Below are 17,332 nucleotides of genomic sequence, written 5' to 3'. Positions count from 1 at the left end.
TCCGTGATGAATTTCAGTGGCATTCTGTCAAGAAATGCATAGAATCGTGAACGCAATCGATTACGTATGTTTTCGATCTGTGAAACAACACGTATTTTTGTGAGCAATGATTTCTATAATAGACGCCACAGAAATACGAAATATTTAGAAACGCTTCGGCAACTTTCTTCACGCCTTTTGGCTTAATTTAAACAGTGGCATCCATATGAAAAAAACATTACTGGCAGCAAGCGCCGTCGTGGCGCTCTCCGCATCTTTCACTGCCGGCGCGGCAGAAAACGACAAACCGCAGTACCTGTCTGATTGGTGGCACCAGAGTGTAAACGTGGTGGGTAGCTACCACACCCGTTTTGGGCCACAAATCCGCAACGATACCTATCTCGAATACGAAGCGTTTGCCAAGAAAGACTGGTTTGATTTCTACGGTTACATGGATGCACCGGTATTCTTCGGCGGTAACACCACGGCCAAGGGTATCTGGAACCACGGTTCCCCACTGTTTATGGAAATTGAGCCGCGTTTCTCTATCGACAAGCTGACCAATACCGACCTGAGCTTCGGTCCGTTCAAAGAGTGGTATTTCGCCAACAACTACATCTACGATATGGGCCGCAACGCGTCCGGTCGTCAGAGCACCTGGTATATGGGTCTGGGTACCGACATCGATACCGGTCTGCCGATGAGCCTGTCCCTGAACGTCTATGCAAAATATCAGTGGCAGAACTACGGCGCATCCAACGAAAACGAGTGGGATGGCTATCGCTTCAAGGTGAAATACTTTGTTCCGCTGACCGACCTGTGGGGCGGCTCGCTGAGCTACATCGGCTTCACCAACTTTGACTGGGGCTCCGATCTGGGCGATGACAGCTTCTACGACCAGAATGGCAAACACGCGCGCACCAGCAACTCCATCGCTTCCAGCCACATCCTGGCGCTGAACTACGCGCACTGGCACTACTCGGTAGTGGCTCGTTACTTCCATAACGGCGGTCAGTGGGCGAATGACGCGAATCTGAACTTCGGTGACGGCGACTTCAACGTTCGCTCTACCGGCTGGGGTGGTTACTTCGTGGTGGGTTACAACTTCTAATCCTGCCTGATGGTCCCCGGCCTCTGCGCCGGGGATATAGATTGACCCGCATTATGGCTCACGCTCCTCGCACCTCACCTTACGCAGAAAATCACTCAATGAACGGTCGGCCCGCTCGCTGAAAAGGCGCCCGGTGGCAGCCACGTCCAGGCAGCGATCGAGACGAAAGCAGCGGTAATCGTCGCGGAGCTCGCACCAGCTCACCAGCAGCCAGCGTTCGCCCCAGAAAAAGAGCCCCAGCGGCAGCACTTCGCGCTGCGACGCCTTTCCCGCTTCATCGCGGTAGTGCAGCGCCAGCACCCGCTGGCCGGAAACCGCCCGGTGCACCAGATCAAACTGCGCCTTGCTGTGGCCCTGGGCGCCAAAATCCGGCGCAAACAGCCGCGATTGCTCGGCCTTACGCCGACTCTCTTCAGGTAAAATCGCGAGCACCTTTTCCCGAGCCGACTCCAGCGCCTGGGACAGCGATTCGCCTCCCCAGGTTTGCAGCAGCCGAATCGCGGCCACCAGCGCTTCCGACTCCTGGGTCGTCAGCATCAGAGGCGGTAAGCTGTAGCCTGCCAGCAGGCGATATCCGCTTCCGGCCTCGCCCTCCACCGGCACGCCGGAGAGCGACAGGTCGCGGATATCCCGGTAGATGGTGCGCTCCGATACGCCGAGCCGCTCCGCCAGCAGTCCGGCGGTGGTTAATCTTCTTCCCCGCAGGATCTGAACGATTTGGAAAAGGCGGTCGGCGCGTCGGCTCATTTTTAGCTTATCTCATGGTTTAGGGCCTGTCCCGCAGGCGTCAACAGCATTAATGGGACAGATGTTTAGGTTGATGCAGGCCAATCCGGTTACCTTCGCTATCAATAAACAGCGCGATGGTGCCAATATCGTTCGACAGCTCAAGCGGGCCAAAGACGCAGCTCCCGCCAGCGGAATTCACGCGGTCGAGCGTGGCGGCCAGATTGTCAGTATGCAGATAGATAATACATCCCTGATCGGCAGGTTTAACCCCGTCAAACTTTGCCAGCGCGCCGCCGGGAGCCGGCTCCTGATACGGGAAAACGGCCATTTCGGCACAATCCATATTTTCCCGACGCAGCGTCACCTGCAGCACCGGCTCGTAAAACGCCACGGCACGATCCATGTCGGCGACCGGAATTTCAAACCAGTTAATTACGTTGTTCATACATCCTCCTGTCCATTGTTTGGGTTCAGGAGGAGTGTATGGCAGGGCTACTGACAGCGTACTGTCAGTAGCGATCGGCGTCCCTGCCGCCACGCGGTTTGCCGCCGGCGGTTAACCCGCCGTGCAAACCAGGGCCCGCTGCTTATCAAGCAGCCAGGGGCGGAGATAGCCCACGGTGTTCGAAAACGGCAGCACCGCCTCCGGTAGCGCAATCCCCAGCCGTTCCCGAATATAGCGGCGTCGGGTGACGATACGCTGCCAGAGATCCGGATACGCCTGCGCCAGCTCGTGGCGCAGAGACTCGTCCGCCAGCGCCACGGTGTCTTCAATGCTGGCGCCGGCGTAGCCCGCTCGCGAAGGAATAATGTCGATTTGCAGGATCATACCGCTCTGCAAGCAGGCGTCGGAGTTCGGCCCGATGGGCGAACAGAGCCACTCTTCATCGGCCACCAGATGCCCCGGATTAAGATGCCAACGGTACTCCGCCTTCGGCAGGACCCGCTCGATAAGATCGTACATGTCGCCGCCGCGCATGCCGATATGCAGATTCTCCAGCCAGCTGACCACCGCGCAAAAATAGGGTTTCGCCACCACCTGCAGATAATCCGCCACCTCCGGCGCCAGCTCGGCGTCGTCGCGCACCACGTACGCCGCACGGCTGCTCAGCCCCCCTTTAAAGCTGGTGGTTAGCGAGAATTTATCCCCGCGCTGAATGACTTTATCGCCGGGATAAAGATTAGCGTAAGTGAAGCGATCGCCGGTGGCGGCAATCATCACCACGTTGTTGGGCTGGCCTTCCGCCGCCAGCAGCGCGCCGATCTGTTTTTCCGTTTTTCCCGGCTCGATGGCATTCAACGCCGTGAGGATCGCCGTCGACGCCAGGTTAGCGCCATATTCGTAGTGCGCCAGCTCATTGGCGCAGTTGACCGTTCGTGCTCCGCCGTCCGGGGCGATAAATATCCCCGTAGCGTTGCGTAATGTCGTCTGCGGCCCGGCGGCAAGGCGAATCGCATCGACGATAAAGGCCGGGATATCGAACATCTGCGCCGTGTCGTCAGCGCTGCCGGTAAACAGCTTCCAGCCCGCAAGACCGATGCTTTTCCCGGCCCCCACTCCGGCCTCCTGCAGCAGCTGCGGCAGCGTTTTATCGCCGATCATCGGCTGATTCGGCAGCGAGAACCACGGCGCATGGAGCGCCCGATTCGCCAGGCGAGCGCTGGCCGCCAGCTTGAGGTTTTCATTGCCCAGCACCAGCACCGCTTCGCCATCGCCGTGCAGCACCAGCAGCGCCTCTTCAAAACGCGGAATAAACCCGGTGAGATATTCAAAGTTGCCGCCGTGCTCTTTGTCGGCATACACAATCAGCGAATCAAACCCGCACTGGCGCATCTGCGTCAGCACCTTTGCTTTGCGCAGGCGTAAGGTTTCATCGCTGAGCGTCACGCTGGGCACGTCGTGCCAGAGGGTCGGTTGGGGGACTGCGGAGAGGGTTACGACGGCCATTGGCGTTACTCCATGTCATAAAATGCGGATAATGGAGAGTAACCAAAATTGGCGAGGCTGTAATAAAAAAATCCCGGCCTTGCGACCGGGATTGCGTTATCAGAACGGGACTGCCTTACGGCAGAATTGACGGCTGATCCGCCCCTTCCTTCTCGACTTTCTGCTGCAGCATATGCTCGCGCTTCATGCCCAGCTTCAGCGCCAGCGCGGACGCAACGTAGATAGAAGAGGCCGTACCGATGGAGACACCGATCAGCATCGTCAGCGAGAAGCCTTCGAGAACCGGACCACCAAAGAGGTACAGCATCAGGATCACCACCAACGTGGTCCCGGAAGTGATCAACGTACGATGCAGCGTCTGGGTCAACGACACGTTGAAGATCTCGTACGGCGTACCGCGGCGGATCTTACGGAAGTTTTCACGAATACGGTCGGATACCACGATGCTGTCGTTCAGCGAGTAGCCGATAACCGACATCAGCGAGGCGACGATGGTCAGATCAATCTCGATATGGAACAGCGAGAGGATGCCCATCGTAATGACCACATCGTGCGCCAGCGCGATAACCACCCCGGCGGCAAGACGCCACTCGAAACGGAAACCGACGTACACCAGGATACAGATCAGCGCTGCCAGCAGCGCCATTGCGCCGCTTTGTGCAAGGTCAGCCCCGACGCTCGGCCCCACGAACTCGATTCGTTTAACCGTCGCGTCCTGGCTGGTCGATTCGTTAATCACGCTAACGACCTTGCTGCCCAGCTCCTGGCTGACGTTGGTATCATGCACCGGCGGCATACGCACCATGATGTCGCGGCTGCTGCCGAAGTTCTGCAGCTGCGGCTCTTCAAAGCCCGCCTTCTGTAGCGCTTCGCGCATCTGGTCCAGTTCGGCTGGTTTTTCGAGGGTAATTTCAATCACCGTACCGCCGGTGAAATCCAGACCCCAGTTAAACCCGCGCACGCCCATCACCACGATGGCGGCAATCAGCAGAAAACCGGAAATGCCGAAAGCCCAGTAGTCCCAGCGCATAAAGTCATAGACTTTACGGCCGTGGTTCAATTGTTCAACAGTATATTCCTGTGCCACAACGCACTCCTCAGATAGACAGCTTTTTAACGCGCTTGCCGCCGTACAGCAGGTTCACGATGGCACGGGTGCCGACGATAGCGGTAAACATCGAGGTTGCCACACCGATACCGGTGGTAATAGCAAACCCTTTAATTGCACCGGTACCGACCGCGTACAGGATGATAACTTTGATCAACGTCGTAATGTTCGCATCGAAGATCGAGCTGAATGCGCCCCGGTAACCTTCATCAATCGCCTGCTGAACGGAACGCCCGTTGCTCAACTCTTCTTTAATACGTTCGTTGATCAGTACGTTAGCATCGACCGCCACCGCAAGGGTTAACACGATACCCGCAATCCCCGGCATACTCAGCGTCGCCCCAGGCAGCAGGGACATGATACCGACGATCAGCACCAGGTTAGCCACCAGCGCGGAGGTCGCGATCAGACCGAATTTCTTATAGAAGAAAATCATGAACAGGATAGACACCACCAGACCGGCCAGACACGCTTCCAGGCCCTGCTTGATGTTCTGCATACCCAAGGTCGGGCCGATAGTACGTTCTTCAACGATCTGAATCGGCGCGATCAGCGCACCCGCACGCAGCAGCAGAGAGAGCTGACGCGCTTCGTTCGGGTTGCTGATACCGGTAATACGGAAGCTGTTACCCAGGCGAGACTGGATATTGGCGATGTTAATCACCTCTTCCTCTTTCGCCAGAATGGCACGACCGTTGGCATCTTTCTTACCGCTGTCTTTGTACTCCACAAACAGGGTCGCCATCGGTTTACCGATGTTGTCCTTGGTGAAGTTAGACATGATGTTACCACCCGCGCTGTCCAGCGAGATGTTAACCTGCGGCTGGTTGAACTCGTCCATGCTGGAAGTGGAGTCGGTGATATGGTCACCGGTCAGAATCACGCGCTTGTACAGCACAACCGGCCGACCTTCACGCGTATCTTTCACTTCCGAGTCGCCAGGGACGCGGCCGGAAGCGGCTGCGGCGCTGTCAACGTTGCTGTTGACCAGACGGAATTCCAGGGTAGCGGTGGCGCCAAGAATTTCTTTCGCGCGCGCGGTGTCCTGAATACCCGGCAGTTCAACCACGATACGGTCGGCGCCCTGACGCTGTACCAGCGGCTCGGCAACGCCCAGCTGGTTTACACGGTTACGCAGAATGTTGATGTTCTGCTGCACGGCGTATTCGCGGGCTTCTTTCAGGCGCTCATCGGTCATCACCGCCTTCAGGCCGGTGCTGCCCTGAGTAGAGATAACCAGGTCGCGGTGACGCGGGCTAAGATAAGAGATAGCCTGATCGCGCGCGGTACCGTCACGGAAAGCGATGCTCAGACCAAAATTGTCTTCTTTACGCACGGTGGAGTAAGGAATGCCTTTATCACGCAGCTCGCTGCGCAGGCTATCGATATTTTGTTCCTGCAGCTTGCCCAGCGCAGTGTCCATATCCACTTCCATCAGGAAGTGGACGCCGCCGCGCAGGTCAAGACCCAGCTTCATCGGCTCGGCATGGATAGCCGCTAACCAGCGCGGGGTTGCCGGAGCAAGGTTCAGCGCCACGACGTATTTATCACCCAACACGTCCACCAGCACTTCGCGTGCGCGGAGCTGGACATCGGTGGTGTCGAAGCGCGCAAGAATTGCGCCCTCTTCCAGTGCCACAGACTTAGCGGTAATTTTTTCTTCTTGTAACGTTTTCTGGACCTGGATCAGCGTTTGCTCACTGGCGGCGACACCGCGCGCGCCAGTGATTTGAACGGCCGGATCCTCACCATACAGGTTGGGGAGCGCATACATCAGGCCGACGATAATGACGACGACCAGCATGATGTACTTCCACAAAGGATAACGGTTTAACACGGCAGTTCCCTTAGGGAAAAGTGGATTACAGCGCCTTCATGGTGCCTTTCGGCAGAACGGCGGCTACGAAGTCACGTTTGATAACCACTTCAGTGGTGTCGTTCAGTGCGATAGCAATGTATCCGCTTTCGGCAACTTTAGTGACGCGACCAACCAGGCCACCATTCGTCAGCACTTCATCACCTTTGGCGATGGAGCTCATCAGATTTTTATGCTCTTTGGTGCGTTTCTGCTGTGGGCGCAGGATCATGAAGTAAAAAATCAGACCAAACACCACCAGCATCAGGATCAGAGACATCGGGCTGCTCTGCGCTGCGCCACCGGTTGCTGCTGCCGCATCAGAAATGAAAAAGCTCATTGAAATTCCCTCATTATTAAAATTAATCAACGTTCAAAGGAGGAACGGTTCGTCCCTGACGTTGGTAAAAATCGGCCACGAAGCTCTCTAATTTACCCTCTTCAATAGCCTTGCGTAAACCAGCCATTAAGCGCTGATAGTAACGCAGGTTATGAATGGTGTTGAGGCGCGCGCCCAATATTTCGTTGCAACGATCGAGATGATGCAAGTAAGCGCGTGAATAATTGCGACATGTATAGCAATCACACTCGGCATCCAGCGTCGCCGTATCGCTTTTATGTTTCGCATTACGGATTTTTACGACGCCATCGGTGACGAAAAGGTGACCGTTACGCGCGTTACGCGTAGGCATAACGCAGTCGAACATATCGATACCGCGACGTACCCCTTCAACCAGATCTTCCGGCTTGCCAACGCCCATCAGATATCGCGGCTTGTCGGCCGGGATCTGCGGGCAGACGTGCTCGAGGATACGGTGCATGTCTTCCTTCGGCTCGCCGACAGCCAAACCGCCGACAGCGTAGCCATCAAAGCCGATATCTACCAGACCTTTAACGGAGATATCACGTAAATCTTCGTAAACGCTGCCCTGAATGATACCGAAGAGCGCGTTTTTGTTGCCCAGGCCGTCAAAGCGGTCGCGGCTGCGCTGCGCCCAGCGCAGAGACATTTCCATCGAGCGTTTGGCGTAATCCCACTCCGCCGGATACGGCGTACATTCGTCGAAGATCATCACGATATCGGAACCGAGATCGAACTGAATCTCCATCGATTTTTCCGGATCGAGGAAGATAGGATCGCCGTTGATCGGGTTGCGGAAATGCACGCCCTGCTCGGTTATCTTGCGGATATCGCCGAGGCTGAAGACCTGAAAGCCGCCGGAATCGGTGAGAATCGGCCCTTTCCACTGCATAAAGTCGTGCAGGTCGCCGTGCAGCTTCATGATCTCCTGACCAGGACGCAGCCACAGGTGGAACGTGTTGCCCAGAATGATCTGCGCGCCGGTGGCTTCAACTTCTTCCGGCGTCATCCCTTTAACGGTACCGTAGGTCCCGACGGGCATAAATGCAGGCGTTTCAACCACGCCGCGCTCAAACACCAAGCGACCGCGGCGGGCGCGACCGTCGGTGGTATCCAGTTCAAATTTCATTATCACTCCTGCGTCAGAAAAACAGTCTGACGTTAAACAACTCGCTACGGAATGGTTCCATAGCTAAAAATACCTGGAGGCGTTATCGCCGCAGCCAGTTTGCGGTCGGCCAGCGCGCAGCCACCGGAGCGTACACGCAGTACGTGAGGATGGCGAGCACTGCCCGGCGTCAAAATGGCAAGTGAGATAGCCTTTTTACGGACGCTCAAAAATAGCCCGCGGATTGTACGTGATAAACATCGCGTCCCCGTAGCTAAAAAAGCGATATTTTTGTTCTACCGCAGCCTTATAGGCGTTCATGGTGTGCTGATAGCCGGCAAACGCCGAAACCAGCATAATCAGAGTGGATTCAGGCAGATGGAAATTAGTGACCAGCGCATCTACCGCTTTGTACTGATATCCCGGATAGATAAAAATCTTCGTGTCGCCGAAGAAGGGTTCGATCAGATCGTTTTTTGCCGCCTGGGCCGCGCTCTCCAGCGAACGTACCGAGGTCGTTCCCACGGCGATAACGCGGCTGCCGCGCGCTTTGGCGGCCAGCACCGCATCAACCACATCCTGCGGGACTTCGGCGTATTCGGCGTGCATGATGTGATCTTCAATGCTGTCCACGCGCACCGGCTGGAACGTCCCCGCGCCAACGTGCAGCGTCACGAACGCCATTTCAATGCCCTTCTCGCGCAGCTTCTCCAGCAGCGGCTCGTCAAAGTGCAGGCCCGCGGTCGGCGCGGCTACCGCGCCCGGCCTGGCGCTATAAACGGTCTGATACAGCTCGCGGTCGGCGTCTTCATCCGGGCGGTCGATATAGGGCGGTAGCGGCATATGGCCGATACTGTTGAGAATATCCAGCACCGGACGTGGGTCGTTAAACTCCACTTCAAACAGCGCGTCGTGGCGCGCCACCATCGTGGCCTGGATGCTTTCATCATCGCCCAGCAGCAGCTCGGCGCCCGGCTTCGGCGCTTTTGAAGCGCGGATGTGCGCCAGAATACGTTTGTCATCAAGCATGCGCTCGACCAGCACTTCAATCTTGCCGCCGCTGGCTTTACGCCCGAACAGACGCGCCGGGATCACCCGGGTATTGTTAAAGACCAGCAGATCGCCGGGATTGAGCTTATCGAGCAGATCGGTGAAAGTGCCGTGCGTCAGCGCGCCCGTCGGCCCGTCTAACGACAGCAAGCGGCAGCTACTGCGCTCGGGCTGCGGGTAGTGGGCAATCAGGGATTCAGGAAGTTCAAAGGAAAAATCGGTAACGCGCATGACGGTGACTCAGACTAAATAAAGAGGCGGGTAGTCTAGTGCGGGGGCGTTCTCCCTGCAACCTTTACCCCGCAGCACAGTTATAATACTCTAAATAATTCGGGTCGCAGGACAAGGCGCTTGTGCCTTGAACAGCGCTTGCGCTGGCCCCGTAGGGGCGAGGCCGTAGGCCGGGTAACGCGGCAACTGAGAGACAAATTCGTCAGGAACGAATTTGACCTGCCGAAGGCAGGCCTCCGGTGAGGGATATCCCGGTCACTTAGTCAACCAGGTGACCGGGAAGAACGACAAATCTGCCGGGAGCAGATTTGAACGCTGCTTGCAGCGGCCCTGGAAGGGCGAGACCCACGGATGGGCCGAGTAAGGAAGCCAACGCACATGCAACTTGAAGTATAACGAGTATTATGAATTTTCTCGCACACCTGCACTTAGCCCACCTTGCCGACAGCTCGCTGCCGGGCAACCTGCTGGCGGATTTCGTCCGCGGTAATCCGCAGTCGGACTATCCGAGCGAGATCGTGGACGGCATCTTTATGCATCGGCGAATCGACGTCATGACCGATAATCTGGCGGAAGTTAAGGCCGCCCGGGAGTGGTTTCGTCCGCAGACCCGGCGCGTGGCGCCGATTACGCTCGACGTCATGTGGGATCACTTCCTCTCGCACCACTGGGACCGCATCTCACCCGATATGCCGCTCAGCGAGTTCGTCCGCTATGCCCGTGCCCAGGTGGCAACCATTTTGCCGGATTCGCCGCCGCGCTTCGTCAATCTCAATGCATACATGTGGTCCGAGCGCTGGCTCGAGCGCTATGAGGATATGGAGTTTATCCAGCGCGTCCTCAACGGAATGGCCAGCCGTCGCCCGCGCCTCGACGCCCTGCGCGACTCGTGGCAGGACCTTGATACCCACTATGACAAACTGGAGCAGCAGTTCTGGCTTTTTTACCCGCGCATGATGGCGCAGGCTAAAAATCGCGAACTCTAGTGGTTGCGTTTGCTGACAAAAAGACTATTCTGAAGGTCACATCTCGGCATAAATTGATAGGCAAAACCTATCTCATCGATTGTCAGCCTCACGTTGAGTTCGTCAGTCCCTGCCCCTATACTTGCCCGCGTTGCGTTTCAATTAACCTTAGTATTAACAGGAGAATCATATGGTTCTGGTAACTCGTCAGGCTCCGGATTTTACCGCGGCAGCAGTTTTAGGTAACGGCGAAATCGTTGAGAAATTCAACTTCAAACAGCACACCAACGGTAAAGCAACCGTACTGTTCTTCTGGCCGATGGACTTCACCTTCGTTTGCCCGTCTGAGCTGATTGCTTTTGACAAACGTTATGAAGAATTCCAGAAGCGTGGCGTAGAAGTTGTTGGCGTTTCCTTCGACTCCGAATTCGTCCACAACGCATGGCGTAACACCCCGGTAGACCAGGGCGGCATCGGTCCGGTTAAATACGCGATGGTTGCTGACATCAAGCGTGAAATCCAGAAAGCCTACGGTATCGAACATCCGGACGAAGGCGTTGCGCTGCGCGGCTCCTTCCTGATCGACGCTAACGGCGTTGTTCGCCACCAGGTTGTGAACGACCTGCCGCTGGGACGTAACATCGACGAAATGCTGCGTATGGTTGACGCGCTGCAGTTCCACGAAGAGCACGGCGAAGTGTGCCCGGCACAGTGGGAAAAAGGTAAAGAAGGGATGGCCGCTTCTCCGGAAGGCGTGGCTAAATACCTGACCGAGAACGTTTCCAGCCTGTAATCGGCTGCCGTTCATAAAAAGGCTCGCACCCGCGAGCCTTTTTTGTTGCTTCACGCCGCGCCGCCCTTTTTCACCTCGCGCCAGATCCGCCATGCCATCATGAGCAGAACGGCCACGCCGAGGATCAGCGCCCCCCATACCAGCACTATTTTCCAGTAGCCTTGCCGATCGGCAGCCGAAGTTGCGCTCAGTCGCGCCTCTCCGCCCAGGGTGACGCTCTCCTGCGTAATAATGGCCCACGGCAGGTAATTCACCTGCTGAGTTTTACGCAGCGACGCCGGGATCAGCATATCCAGCCCGATATCGGCCCTTGCCGCCGCCCGGTTTCCCCAGGCCAGCAGATAGGGGCCTTTTCCCTGGGTGTTAAACACCAGCTGATAGCTATCGCGCGCGCCGCTCAGGGCTGGCAGCGTCTCAGGCAGCCTGGCGTTAATTGTGGTCATGCGAACCGCTTCAACCATCTGCCCGGCAAGGTGAATATCTTCCGAGCGTTTCCCGTCGAGATGGTAAAGCACGGTTTGCGTCAGCGGCCGCCACGGCTCCTTGTCGCCGCTGCGCCACGCCAGTTCTACCGGCAACACCCCTTCGCCTGGCAGATCGATCCTCAGCGAGCTCAGCGGCTGCGGCTGGCTCCAGCGCCAGACGGCTTGCCGATCCGAGAGCTTGTCCGCACGCGCGTCAAGTACGATGCGTTCAGGCTCCGGCTCAGCGCTCCCGGCGACCGCGCTGACGCTCTCCAGCGCCAGCGCCGGGCTTTGCGAGTCCAGAATCACCAGCAGATAGCGATTACCCTGCGCGGAGAGCGTCAGCCTGGCGCTAATAACGTCCAGCTTCAGCCGATCGTTATCACGCTTCAGGTCCATCAGCGGAGCATTTTCCTGTACCGTGCTCCAGGAGGTTAAATCACGGCTGGCGTAAACGGAGGCTTTCCCCTGCCAGCTCCCCTCAGGAATGTGCCAGTTCAGGCGCAGCTGGGCCAACGAGAAGGCGTCGGTGCTGGTTTCCGGCAAGGTCAGCAAATAGCTCTGCCCGACGGCGTTGATATCGTCGCTTTCCAGCTGGATCTCAACGCCCGCCGTTGAACGTAAGACCCACGATTTTACGCCGCGACGCCCCTCATCCTTTGGCGTAACCGGCGAAACATCCAGAGGGAAAAGTCGAAGCGTCATGGTCTGTGGCATCGCGGGCTGAGCTTTCTGCGCTTCGAGGGCGAACGGTACCGTATCGCCCTGATGATTGAATACCCGCACATCGCGTAAATCTGGCCAGGCCGTACTCTGGTAGACGGCCTGAGGAAGCTTAATGCGATACCAGGGCGATGTGCCCGGAGTTTCCAGCATGATCCCCGTCGCGTAGTCCACAGGCGCTTCCCGCTCGCTCTCGCTGCTCAGTGCCGCTCCTGTCGCACCCAGCAGGACGCTGCATAACACCGCTTTTATCCATTTCATTTTTCTGCTCCAGCTTTCGGCGGTAACGGTGAGAAATAGCCGATGATTAATACCAGAATAGCGACGCCAATAAAGGCGACCGCGCGCGCCAGCCCGCCGCCGCGCGCGCTATCCACCAGCATCAGTTTGACAATGACAATCCCTAACAGCGCCGCCCCGCAGAGCCATTCGCGGCGAGAAAGGCGTCGGGTCGCGTTCAGCATCGCCACCAGCGCTGCCAGCATCCAGAACAGGGCAAAGCAGGTCTGAATCAGTCGTGAATGCCATAGCGACTCCAGGTTCCAGGCCACCTCGCCGTACCAGGCTAGCGCACGTAGCAGCGCGCCGTTCAGCCACCAGAAGCTAAGCGCCGCCAGGGCAATCACCGGCCAGGAGCGGCACCGCGACAGCGTCTCGGGGAAATAGCGCAGCGAAACGCGATAAAAAATCACCAGCCCCAGCAGCGCAAAGGCGGCCCCCTCTTCCAGCGGATTCATCAGCGGCAGATAGGTCTGACGATAGACCACGCCGTCCTGGAAATTGGTCAGCGCCAGCAGATACGCCAGAGTCGCCGCCACCGGGATCGTCGCCAGAGAGCTGTAAAGCGCAGGCCAGACCCGGAACGGCCAGATTTGGCGACGGGTGGCCTCGGCAACGAGGAAGATAAGCAAACCGCCGGCCGCCATCGGCAAACCGCTGGCCCAGGCCGCCATTCCCCAGGGCAGATCCTGCGTAAACCAAAACAGTTCGCACGCCAGCGCCAGCAAAATCATCCAGAACAACGACAGATGAACCAGCATGGATACGCGCGGCGGCAATGAATTTCCGTCACGCCAGAGCAGAGCTACCGCTGCGGGTAGCGCAAGGCACCAGGCCAGATTTGGCCAGCCGGCCGCCGCGATTTGCTGCTGAGATATTTGATAAATCAGCACCACCAGCATCATTGGCCAGAGCAGCCATTTGCTGATATCCAGCTCTCGCCACTGCAGACGCGCGGCGACCATGCGCCAGCCCCACGCCGACGCCGCCAGCAGCGCCAGTACGCCAAAGACAACCAGCGAATCTTTCTTCAGCCCCAGCTGCGATACGGCAACGAGCGCGGCTATCCACAACAGCAGTCCGCCCGCCAGCAGCGCCCAGCTTACCTGCCGTTTAATACCGCGCCACAGCCAGGCCGCGGCCAGCCAGCTGAGGCTGAGCACCGTGAAGATCGGCAGCAAAGAGAGCGCCGTTGTGCCATTGACCAGCGCCCACAGCGCGCTGCACACCGCCAGGACCAGCAGCCCGGTGCCGCTGTAGCTCATCCGCTGCTGCCGCTGCTGCACGCCCAGCCAGAGGATGCCGAGCCCTTCCAGCGACCAGGCCATCGCCGTCCAGCGCGCTGAAAGCGCCAGCGGAATGGCGAGAGTGGTAAACGCCCCCCCCAGCGCCAGGGCGGCCAGCACCAGCGGCCTGCCGAAAGCGGGATAGCGGCGAAGCACAAGCCAGGCGAGCGCCAGATAGGCTCCCCCGTAGCCCAGCGCGCTGAGCGCCGGGCCGTACGCCATATGTTGGGTCATGGCGTACTGCATGCCAAAACCGATTAGCGGCGGCGCAAACAACAGCACGCCGTCAATAATCTGCTGGCCTTTGCCCTGCGCCCGCAGCGACAGCGCCACGCTCAGCACGCCAAAAATGAGGATATTGGCAATCAGGAACAGCTGGCAGCTGAGGTAATACTCCGGGCGATAGCCGTCCATCCCCCAGAATCCCCCGACGCCAAAGGTAAACAGCAGGCCCAGCAGATTCAGCTCGCGCCACTGTTGCCAGATGCTGATGGTGAGAATGCCCACCGACAGCAAAAGGTAGAACGAAAACAGCGCCACGTGGCTGCCGCCGCCGGTTGAGAGCAGCAGCGGCGCCAGATAGCCGCCGAGGCTCGCCAGCATCGCCAGGCTGAGCGCTTTTTGCAGGATAGCCAGCCCAACGCTGGCCGCACAAATCACCACCAGCAGAGCAAACGCCAGGGTCATCGGCAGCATTTGCCACAAGCGGAACGCGCCAAACACGGTGAGATAGAGCGCCCCCGTCGCCCCGCCCTGCAGTATTAACGCATAGACCGGCTGCTTATGCCGTAGCCGCCAGCCCACCGCCAGCAGAACGATCGCAAACAGCGCCGCAGCCACCAGGCGCAGCTCCAGCGGGAAAAGTGAGTGTTCAACGGTATAGCGCAGCAGGAAAGAGAGGCCGAAAAACAGCAGCAGGATCCCGAGTTTCGCCAGCGGGTTACCCTGCATAAACCAGCGTACCAGCGACGAAACCATCCCCCCCAATGCGGAAGGCCGCGCGCTTTTCGGTAACGAGACGCTCTTCTCTGCCGTCTGCGCTTTTGGCGGCGGACGCTGCGGATTGACGGGTTGAGGTACCGTCCCCCTTACCGGCTCCGCTCGAGCATGAGAAACCGCAGGCATCGTGGGACGCGCAACGGCCGGCGCCACCGGCGTTTCTGCGCCACCGCGCAGCTCAAGCTCCGCGACCCGACGACGCAAGGTTTCCAGTTCGGAGCGGACCGCCGAACTGCGATTAAATGCGACAATGGCCAGAACGGGAACCACCACCAGCGCGAAGAACAGAGCAATACAGCCAAGGATCAGCAGCTCATCCATGTTTTCACCTTCACTGATTCAGAAGCGGGTAGATTGACACAAATTATTGCATTTGTGCTGCCCTGTAGCGAAAGTGAGCGACATTTCAGAAAACAGCGAGCCCTTACTCGCGGGTAAGGGCTGCGCTTAAACGTTAAAACGCGAAGCAGGAACAGCCTAGCACGCCCCAGAACGCCTGCTCATCGGCAACCGGAATCGCCGACCTGCGCGCGATATCATGCTGGTGCCCGTGGACGCCGCAGCTGCCGCAGCACTGGTGCATCTGCGCGATGGCCCCGATTTTTGCCGCAGCGGGCGGCGCCGAACGGTAGTGGCCGGGAACCTTAACCACCGGAGACCACTCCGGGAGCACCGGAATGGGCGGCGGCGCCAGCGGCGAGAAGCGCCCGGCGGCATAAACCACTTTGCCATCAACCACCGTCAGTACCGATTCGATGCCTTTAATCTCCTCTTCCGGCACGCTGAAATAGTCCTTCGACAGCACCACCAGATCGGCAAGCTGATCCTGCTCAATACGCCCTTTTTTACCCTGCTCGCTGGAGAACCAGGCGCTGCCCGCCGTCCACAGCTCCAGCGCCACATCGCGCGGCAGGCGGTTGCTCTCGTCGTACATCGCCATACCGCCGACGGTACGCCCGGAAACCAGCCAGTAGAGCGCGGTCCACGGGTTGTAGCTCGCCACGCGGGTGGCGTCGGTGCCGAGACCAACCGGCACCTCCATTTCCAGCATTTTCGCCACCGGCGGCGTGTGTTTCACCGCATCGATACCGTAGCGGTCGACAAAATATTCGCCCTGGAAGGCCATCCGGTGCTGCACCGCAATCCCGCCGCCCAGCGCCTTCACCCGCTCAATATTGCGCTCGGTGATGGTTTCCGCATGGTCAAAGAACCAGTGCAGACCGTTAAACGGGATTTCGCGGTTCACCTTTTCAAAGACGTCCAGCATCCGGCCGATCGATTCGTCATAGGTGGCGTGCAGGCGGAACGGCCAGCGGTGTTCAACCAGGTGGTGGACCACCCGCTCCAGTTCATCCTCCATTCCGGCCGGCAGATCCGGGCGCGGCTGCAGGAAATCCTCAAAATCCGCCGCCGAAAAAACCAGCATCTCGCCGGCGCCGTTGGCGCGGAAAAAGTCGGTCCCCTGCCCCGGCTTCAGCATATCGGTCCAGCGTTCGAAATCATCCAGCTCCTGCTTCGGACGCTGGGTAAACAGGTTATAGGCAATGCGCACGGTCATCTGCCGGTTAGCGTGCAGCTGCTCAATAATTTCATAATCTTCCGGGTAGTTCTGGAAGCCGCCGCCGGCGTCAATCGCGCTGGTCAACCCGAGACGATTCAGTTCGCGCATAAACTGGCGCGTCGAGTTCACCTGCAGCTCCAGCGGCAGCTTCGGCCCCTTCGCCAGCGTCGCGTAGAGGATCATGGCATTAGGTTTCGCTATCAGCATCCCGGTCGGGTTGCCGTTGCCATCCCGAACAATTTCGCCGCCCGCCGGATCCGGCGTCTCTTTGCTATAGCCGACGGCCTTCAGCGCCGCGCGGTTAAGCAGCGCGCGATCGTAGAGATGCAGCACGAATACCGGCGTATCCGGCGCCGCCTGGTTTAGCTCTTCCAGCGTCGGCATGCGCCGCTCGGCAAACTGGAATTCGCTCCAGCCGCCGACCACCCGCACCCACTGCGGCGCAGGCGTGCGATCGGCCTGATCTTTAAGCATCCGCAGCGCGTCCACCAGCGACGGAACGCCTTCCCAGCGCAGCTCAAGGTTGTAGTTCAGCCCCCCGCGGATCAGGTGCAGGTGGGAATCATTCAGGCCGGGGATCGCCGTATGGCCCTGCAGATCGACGATCTGCGTGCCTTCGGCGGCAAAACTCATGATCCGATCGTGGCTACCGGCCGCGAGGATCTTACCGTCGGCGATCGCTACCGCGTCGGCCAGCGGGTTGCTGCGATCGAGGGTGTGGATCCGACCATGAGTCAGGATCAGTGTGGCAGTTTGTGACATAACGCTCTCCTTAAGGAGGC

At 58.5% G+C, this 17,332-nt stretch carries 14 protein-coding genes; 3 read left to right on the top strand and 11 right to left on the bottom strand.

Going from position 1 to position 17,332, the window contains the following annotated elements; all coding sequences use genetic code 11:
- Nucleotides 1-205: 205 nt before the first annotated feature.
- The gene (locus NWP14_RS08435) at nt 206-1,090 is read left to right on the top strand and encodes a nucleoside-specific channel-forming protein Tsx (RefSeq protein WP_095094347.1); all 885 of its coding nucleotides are present in this window, start codon (nt 206-208) and stop codon (nt 1,088-1,090) included.
- 51 nt (nt 1,091-1,141) lie between these two features.
- On the opposite strand, the gene NWP14_RS08430 is transcribed toward NWP14_RS08435, so the two are convergent.
- The 8 genes from NWP14_RS08430 to queA form a co-directional block, all read right to left on the bottom strand.
- A complete protein-coding gene (locus tag NWP14_RS08430) occupies nt 1,142-1,837 on the bottom strand; it encodes a YafY family protein (protein WP_095094345.1) in 696 nt (231 codons plus the stop codon).
- A gap of 49 nt (nt 1,838-1,886) precedes the next feature.
- Nucleotides 1,887-2,264 (bottom strand): VOC family protein, encoded by a 378-nt coding sequence (locus tag NWP14_RS08425; RefSeq protein ID WP_331834136.1) that lies wholly within the window; start codon nt 2,262-2,264, stop codon nt 1,887-1,889.
- Between the two features lie 111 nt (nt 2,265-2,375).
- Nucleotides 2,376-3,767 (bottom strand): M24 family metallopeptidase, encoded by a 1,392-nt coding sequence (locus NWP14_RS08420; protein WP_375215167.1) that lies wholly within the window; start codon nt 3,765-3,767, stop codon nt 2,376-2,378.
- Nucleotides 3,768-3,882: 115 nt separating this feature from the next.
- Nucleotides 3,883-4,854 (bottom strand): protein translocase subunit SecF, encoded by a 972-nt coding sequence (secF, locus tag NWP14_RS08415; RefSeq protein ID WP_095094339.1) that lies wholly within the window; start codon nt 4,852-4,854, stop codon nt 3,883-3,885.
- A 10-nt stretch (nt 4,855-4,864) separates the two neighbouring features.
- Entirely contained in the window at nt 4,865-6,712 is a 1,848-nt protein-coding gene (secD, locus tag NWP14_RS08410; RefSeq protein WP_095094337.1) for a protein translocase subunit SecD, read from the bottom strand.
- Nucleotides 6,713-6,737: 25 nt separating this feature from the next.
- The gene (yajC, locus tag NWP14_RS08405) at nt 6,738-7,070 is read right to left on the bottom strand and encodes a preprotein translocase subunit YajC (protein WP_095094335.1); all 333 of its coding nucleotides are present in this window, start codon (nt 7,068-7,070) and stop codon (nt 6,738-6,740) included.
- Nucleotides 7,071-7,092: 22 nt separating this feature from the next.
- Nucleotides 7,093-8,220: a tRNA guanosine(34) transglycosylase Tgt gene (gene tgt / locus NWP14_RS08400; RefSeq protein ID WP_095094333.1), complete on the bottom strand. Its 1,128-nt coding sequence runs from the start codon at nt 8,218-8,220 to the stop codon at nt 7,093-7,095.
- Nucleotides 8,221-8,415: 195 nt separating this feature from the next.
- Nucleotides 8,416-9,480 carry a tRNA preQ1(34) S-adenosylmethionine ribosyltransferase-isomerase QueA gene (gene queA, locus NWP14_RS08395; RefSeq protein ID WP_095094329.1) on the bottom strand — a complete coding sequence of 355 codons (1,065 nt, stop codon included), beginning with the start codon at nt 9,478-9,480 and terminating at the stop codon, nt 8,416-8,418.
- Between the two features lie 404 nt (nt 9,481-9,884).
- Here queA and acpH point away from each other — a divergent pair, with 404 nt between their 5' ends.
- Together acpH and NWP14_RS08385 are read left to right on the top strand one after the other, a co-directional pair.
- Nucleotides 9,885-10,466: an ACP phosphodiesterase gene (gene acpH / locus NWP14_RS08390; protein ID WP_095094327.1), complete on the top strand. Its 582-nt coding sequence runs from the start codon at nt 9,885-9,887 to the stop codon at nt 10,464-10,466.
- Between the two features lie 169 nt (nt 10,467-10,635).
- Nucleotides 10,636-11,238 (top strand): peroxiredoxin, encoded by a 603-nt coding sequence (locus NWP14_RS08385; RefSeq protein ID WP_004858569.1) that lies wholly within the window; start codon nt 10,636-10,638, stop codon nt 11,236-11,238.
- Nucleotides 11,239-11,288: 50 nt separating this feature from the next.
- On the opposite strand, the gene NWP14_RS08380 is transcribed toward NWP14_RS08385, so the two are convergent.
- The 3 genes from NWP14_RS08380 to NWP14_RS08370 all read right to left on the bottom strand — a co-directional run bounded on the left by NWP14_RS08380 (nt 11,289) and on the right by NWP14_RS08370 (nt 17,312).
- Entirely contained in the window at nt 11,289-12,686 is a 1,398-nt protein-coding gene (locus NWP14_RS08380) for a DUF3999 domain-containing protein (protein WP_375215166.1), read from the bottom strand.
- Nucleotides 12,683-15,310: a DUF2339 domain-containing protein gene (locus NWP14_RS08375; protein ID WP_375215165.1), complete on the bottom strand. Its 2,628-nt coding sequence runs from the start codon at nt 15,308-15,310 to the stop codon at nt 12,683-12,685. The genes NWP14_RS08380 and NWP14_RS08375 overlap by 4 nt, the downstream gene beginning before the upstream one ends.
- A 133-nt stretch (nt 15,311-15,443) precedes the next feature.
- Nucleotides 15,444-17,312: an amidohydrolase gene (locus NWP14_RS08370; RefSeq protein ID WP_375215164.1), complete on the bottom strand. Its 1,869-nt coding sequence runs from the start codon at nt 17,310-17,312 to the stop codon at nt 15,444-15,446.
- Nucleotides 17,313-17,332: the final 20 nt, after the last annotated feature.

It is taken from the genome of Klebsiella sp. C349492, from assembly GCF_042055345.1.
Taxonomy (GTDB): Bacteria; Pseudomonadota; Gammaproteobacteria; order Enterobacterales; family Enterobacteriaceae; genus Klebsiella; species Klebsiella scottii.
Note: the sequence above shows the minus strand (reverse complement) of the source record. Positions and strands in the feature narration are given on the sequence as shown.

Excerpts from the sequence above, each read along its gene's own strand:
- NWP14_RS08435 (WP_095094347.1), top strand. The coding sequence starts at position 206 with ATGAAAAAAACATTACTGGCAGCAAGCGCCGTCGTGGCGCTCTCCGCA.
- NWP14_RS08430 (WP_095094345.1), bottom strand. The coding sequence starts at position 1,837 with ATGAGCCGACGCGCCGACCGCCTTTTCCAAATCGTTCAGATCCTGCGG.
- NWP14_RS08425 (WP_331834136.1), bottom strand. The coding sequence starts at position 2,264 with ATGAACAACGTAATTAACTGGTTTGAAATTCCGGTCGCCGACATGGAT.
- NWP14_RS08420 (WP_375215167.1), bottom strand. The coding sequence starts at position 3,767 with ATGGCCGTCGTAACCCTCTCCGCAGTCCCCCAACCGACCCTCTGGCAC.
- yajC (WP_095094335.1), bottom strand. The coding sequence starts at position 7,070 with ATGAGCTTTTTCATTTCTGATGCGGCAGCAGCAACCGGTGGCGCAGCG.
- tgt (WP_095094333.1), bottom strand. The coding sequence starts at position 8,220 with ATGAAATTTGAACTGGATACCACCGACGGTCGCGCCCGCCGCGGTCGC.
- queA (WP_095094329.1), bottom strand. The coding sequence starts at position 9,480 with ATGCGCGTTACCGATTTTTCCTTTGAACTTCCTGAATCCCTGATTGCC.
- acpH (WP_095094327.1), top strand. The coding sequence starts at position 9,885 with ATGAATTTTCTCGCACACCTGCACTTAGCCCACCTTGCCGACAGCTCG.
- NWP14_RS08385 (WP_004858569.1), top strand. The coding sequence starts at position 10,636 with ATGGTTCTGGTAACTCGTCAGGCTCCGGATTTTACCGCGGCAGCAGTT.
- NWP14_RS08380 (WP_375215166.1), bottom strand. The coding sequence starts at position 12,686 with ATGAAATGGATAAAAGCGGTGTTATGCAGCGTCCTGCTGGGTGCGACA.
- NWP14_RS08375 (WP_375215165.1), bottom strand. The coding sequence starts at position 15,310 with ATGGATGAGCTGCTGATCCTTGGCTGTATTGCTCTGTTCTTCGCGCTG.
- NWP14_RS08370 (WP_375215164.1), bottom strand. The coding sequence starts at position 17,312 with ATGTCACAAACTGCCACACTGATCCTGACTCATGGTCGGATCCACACC.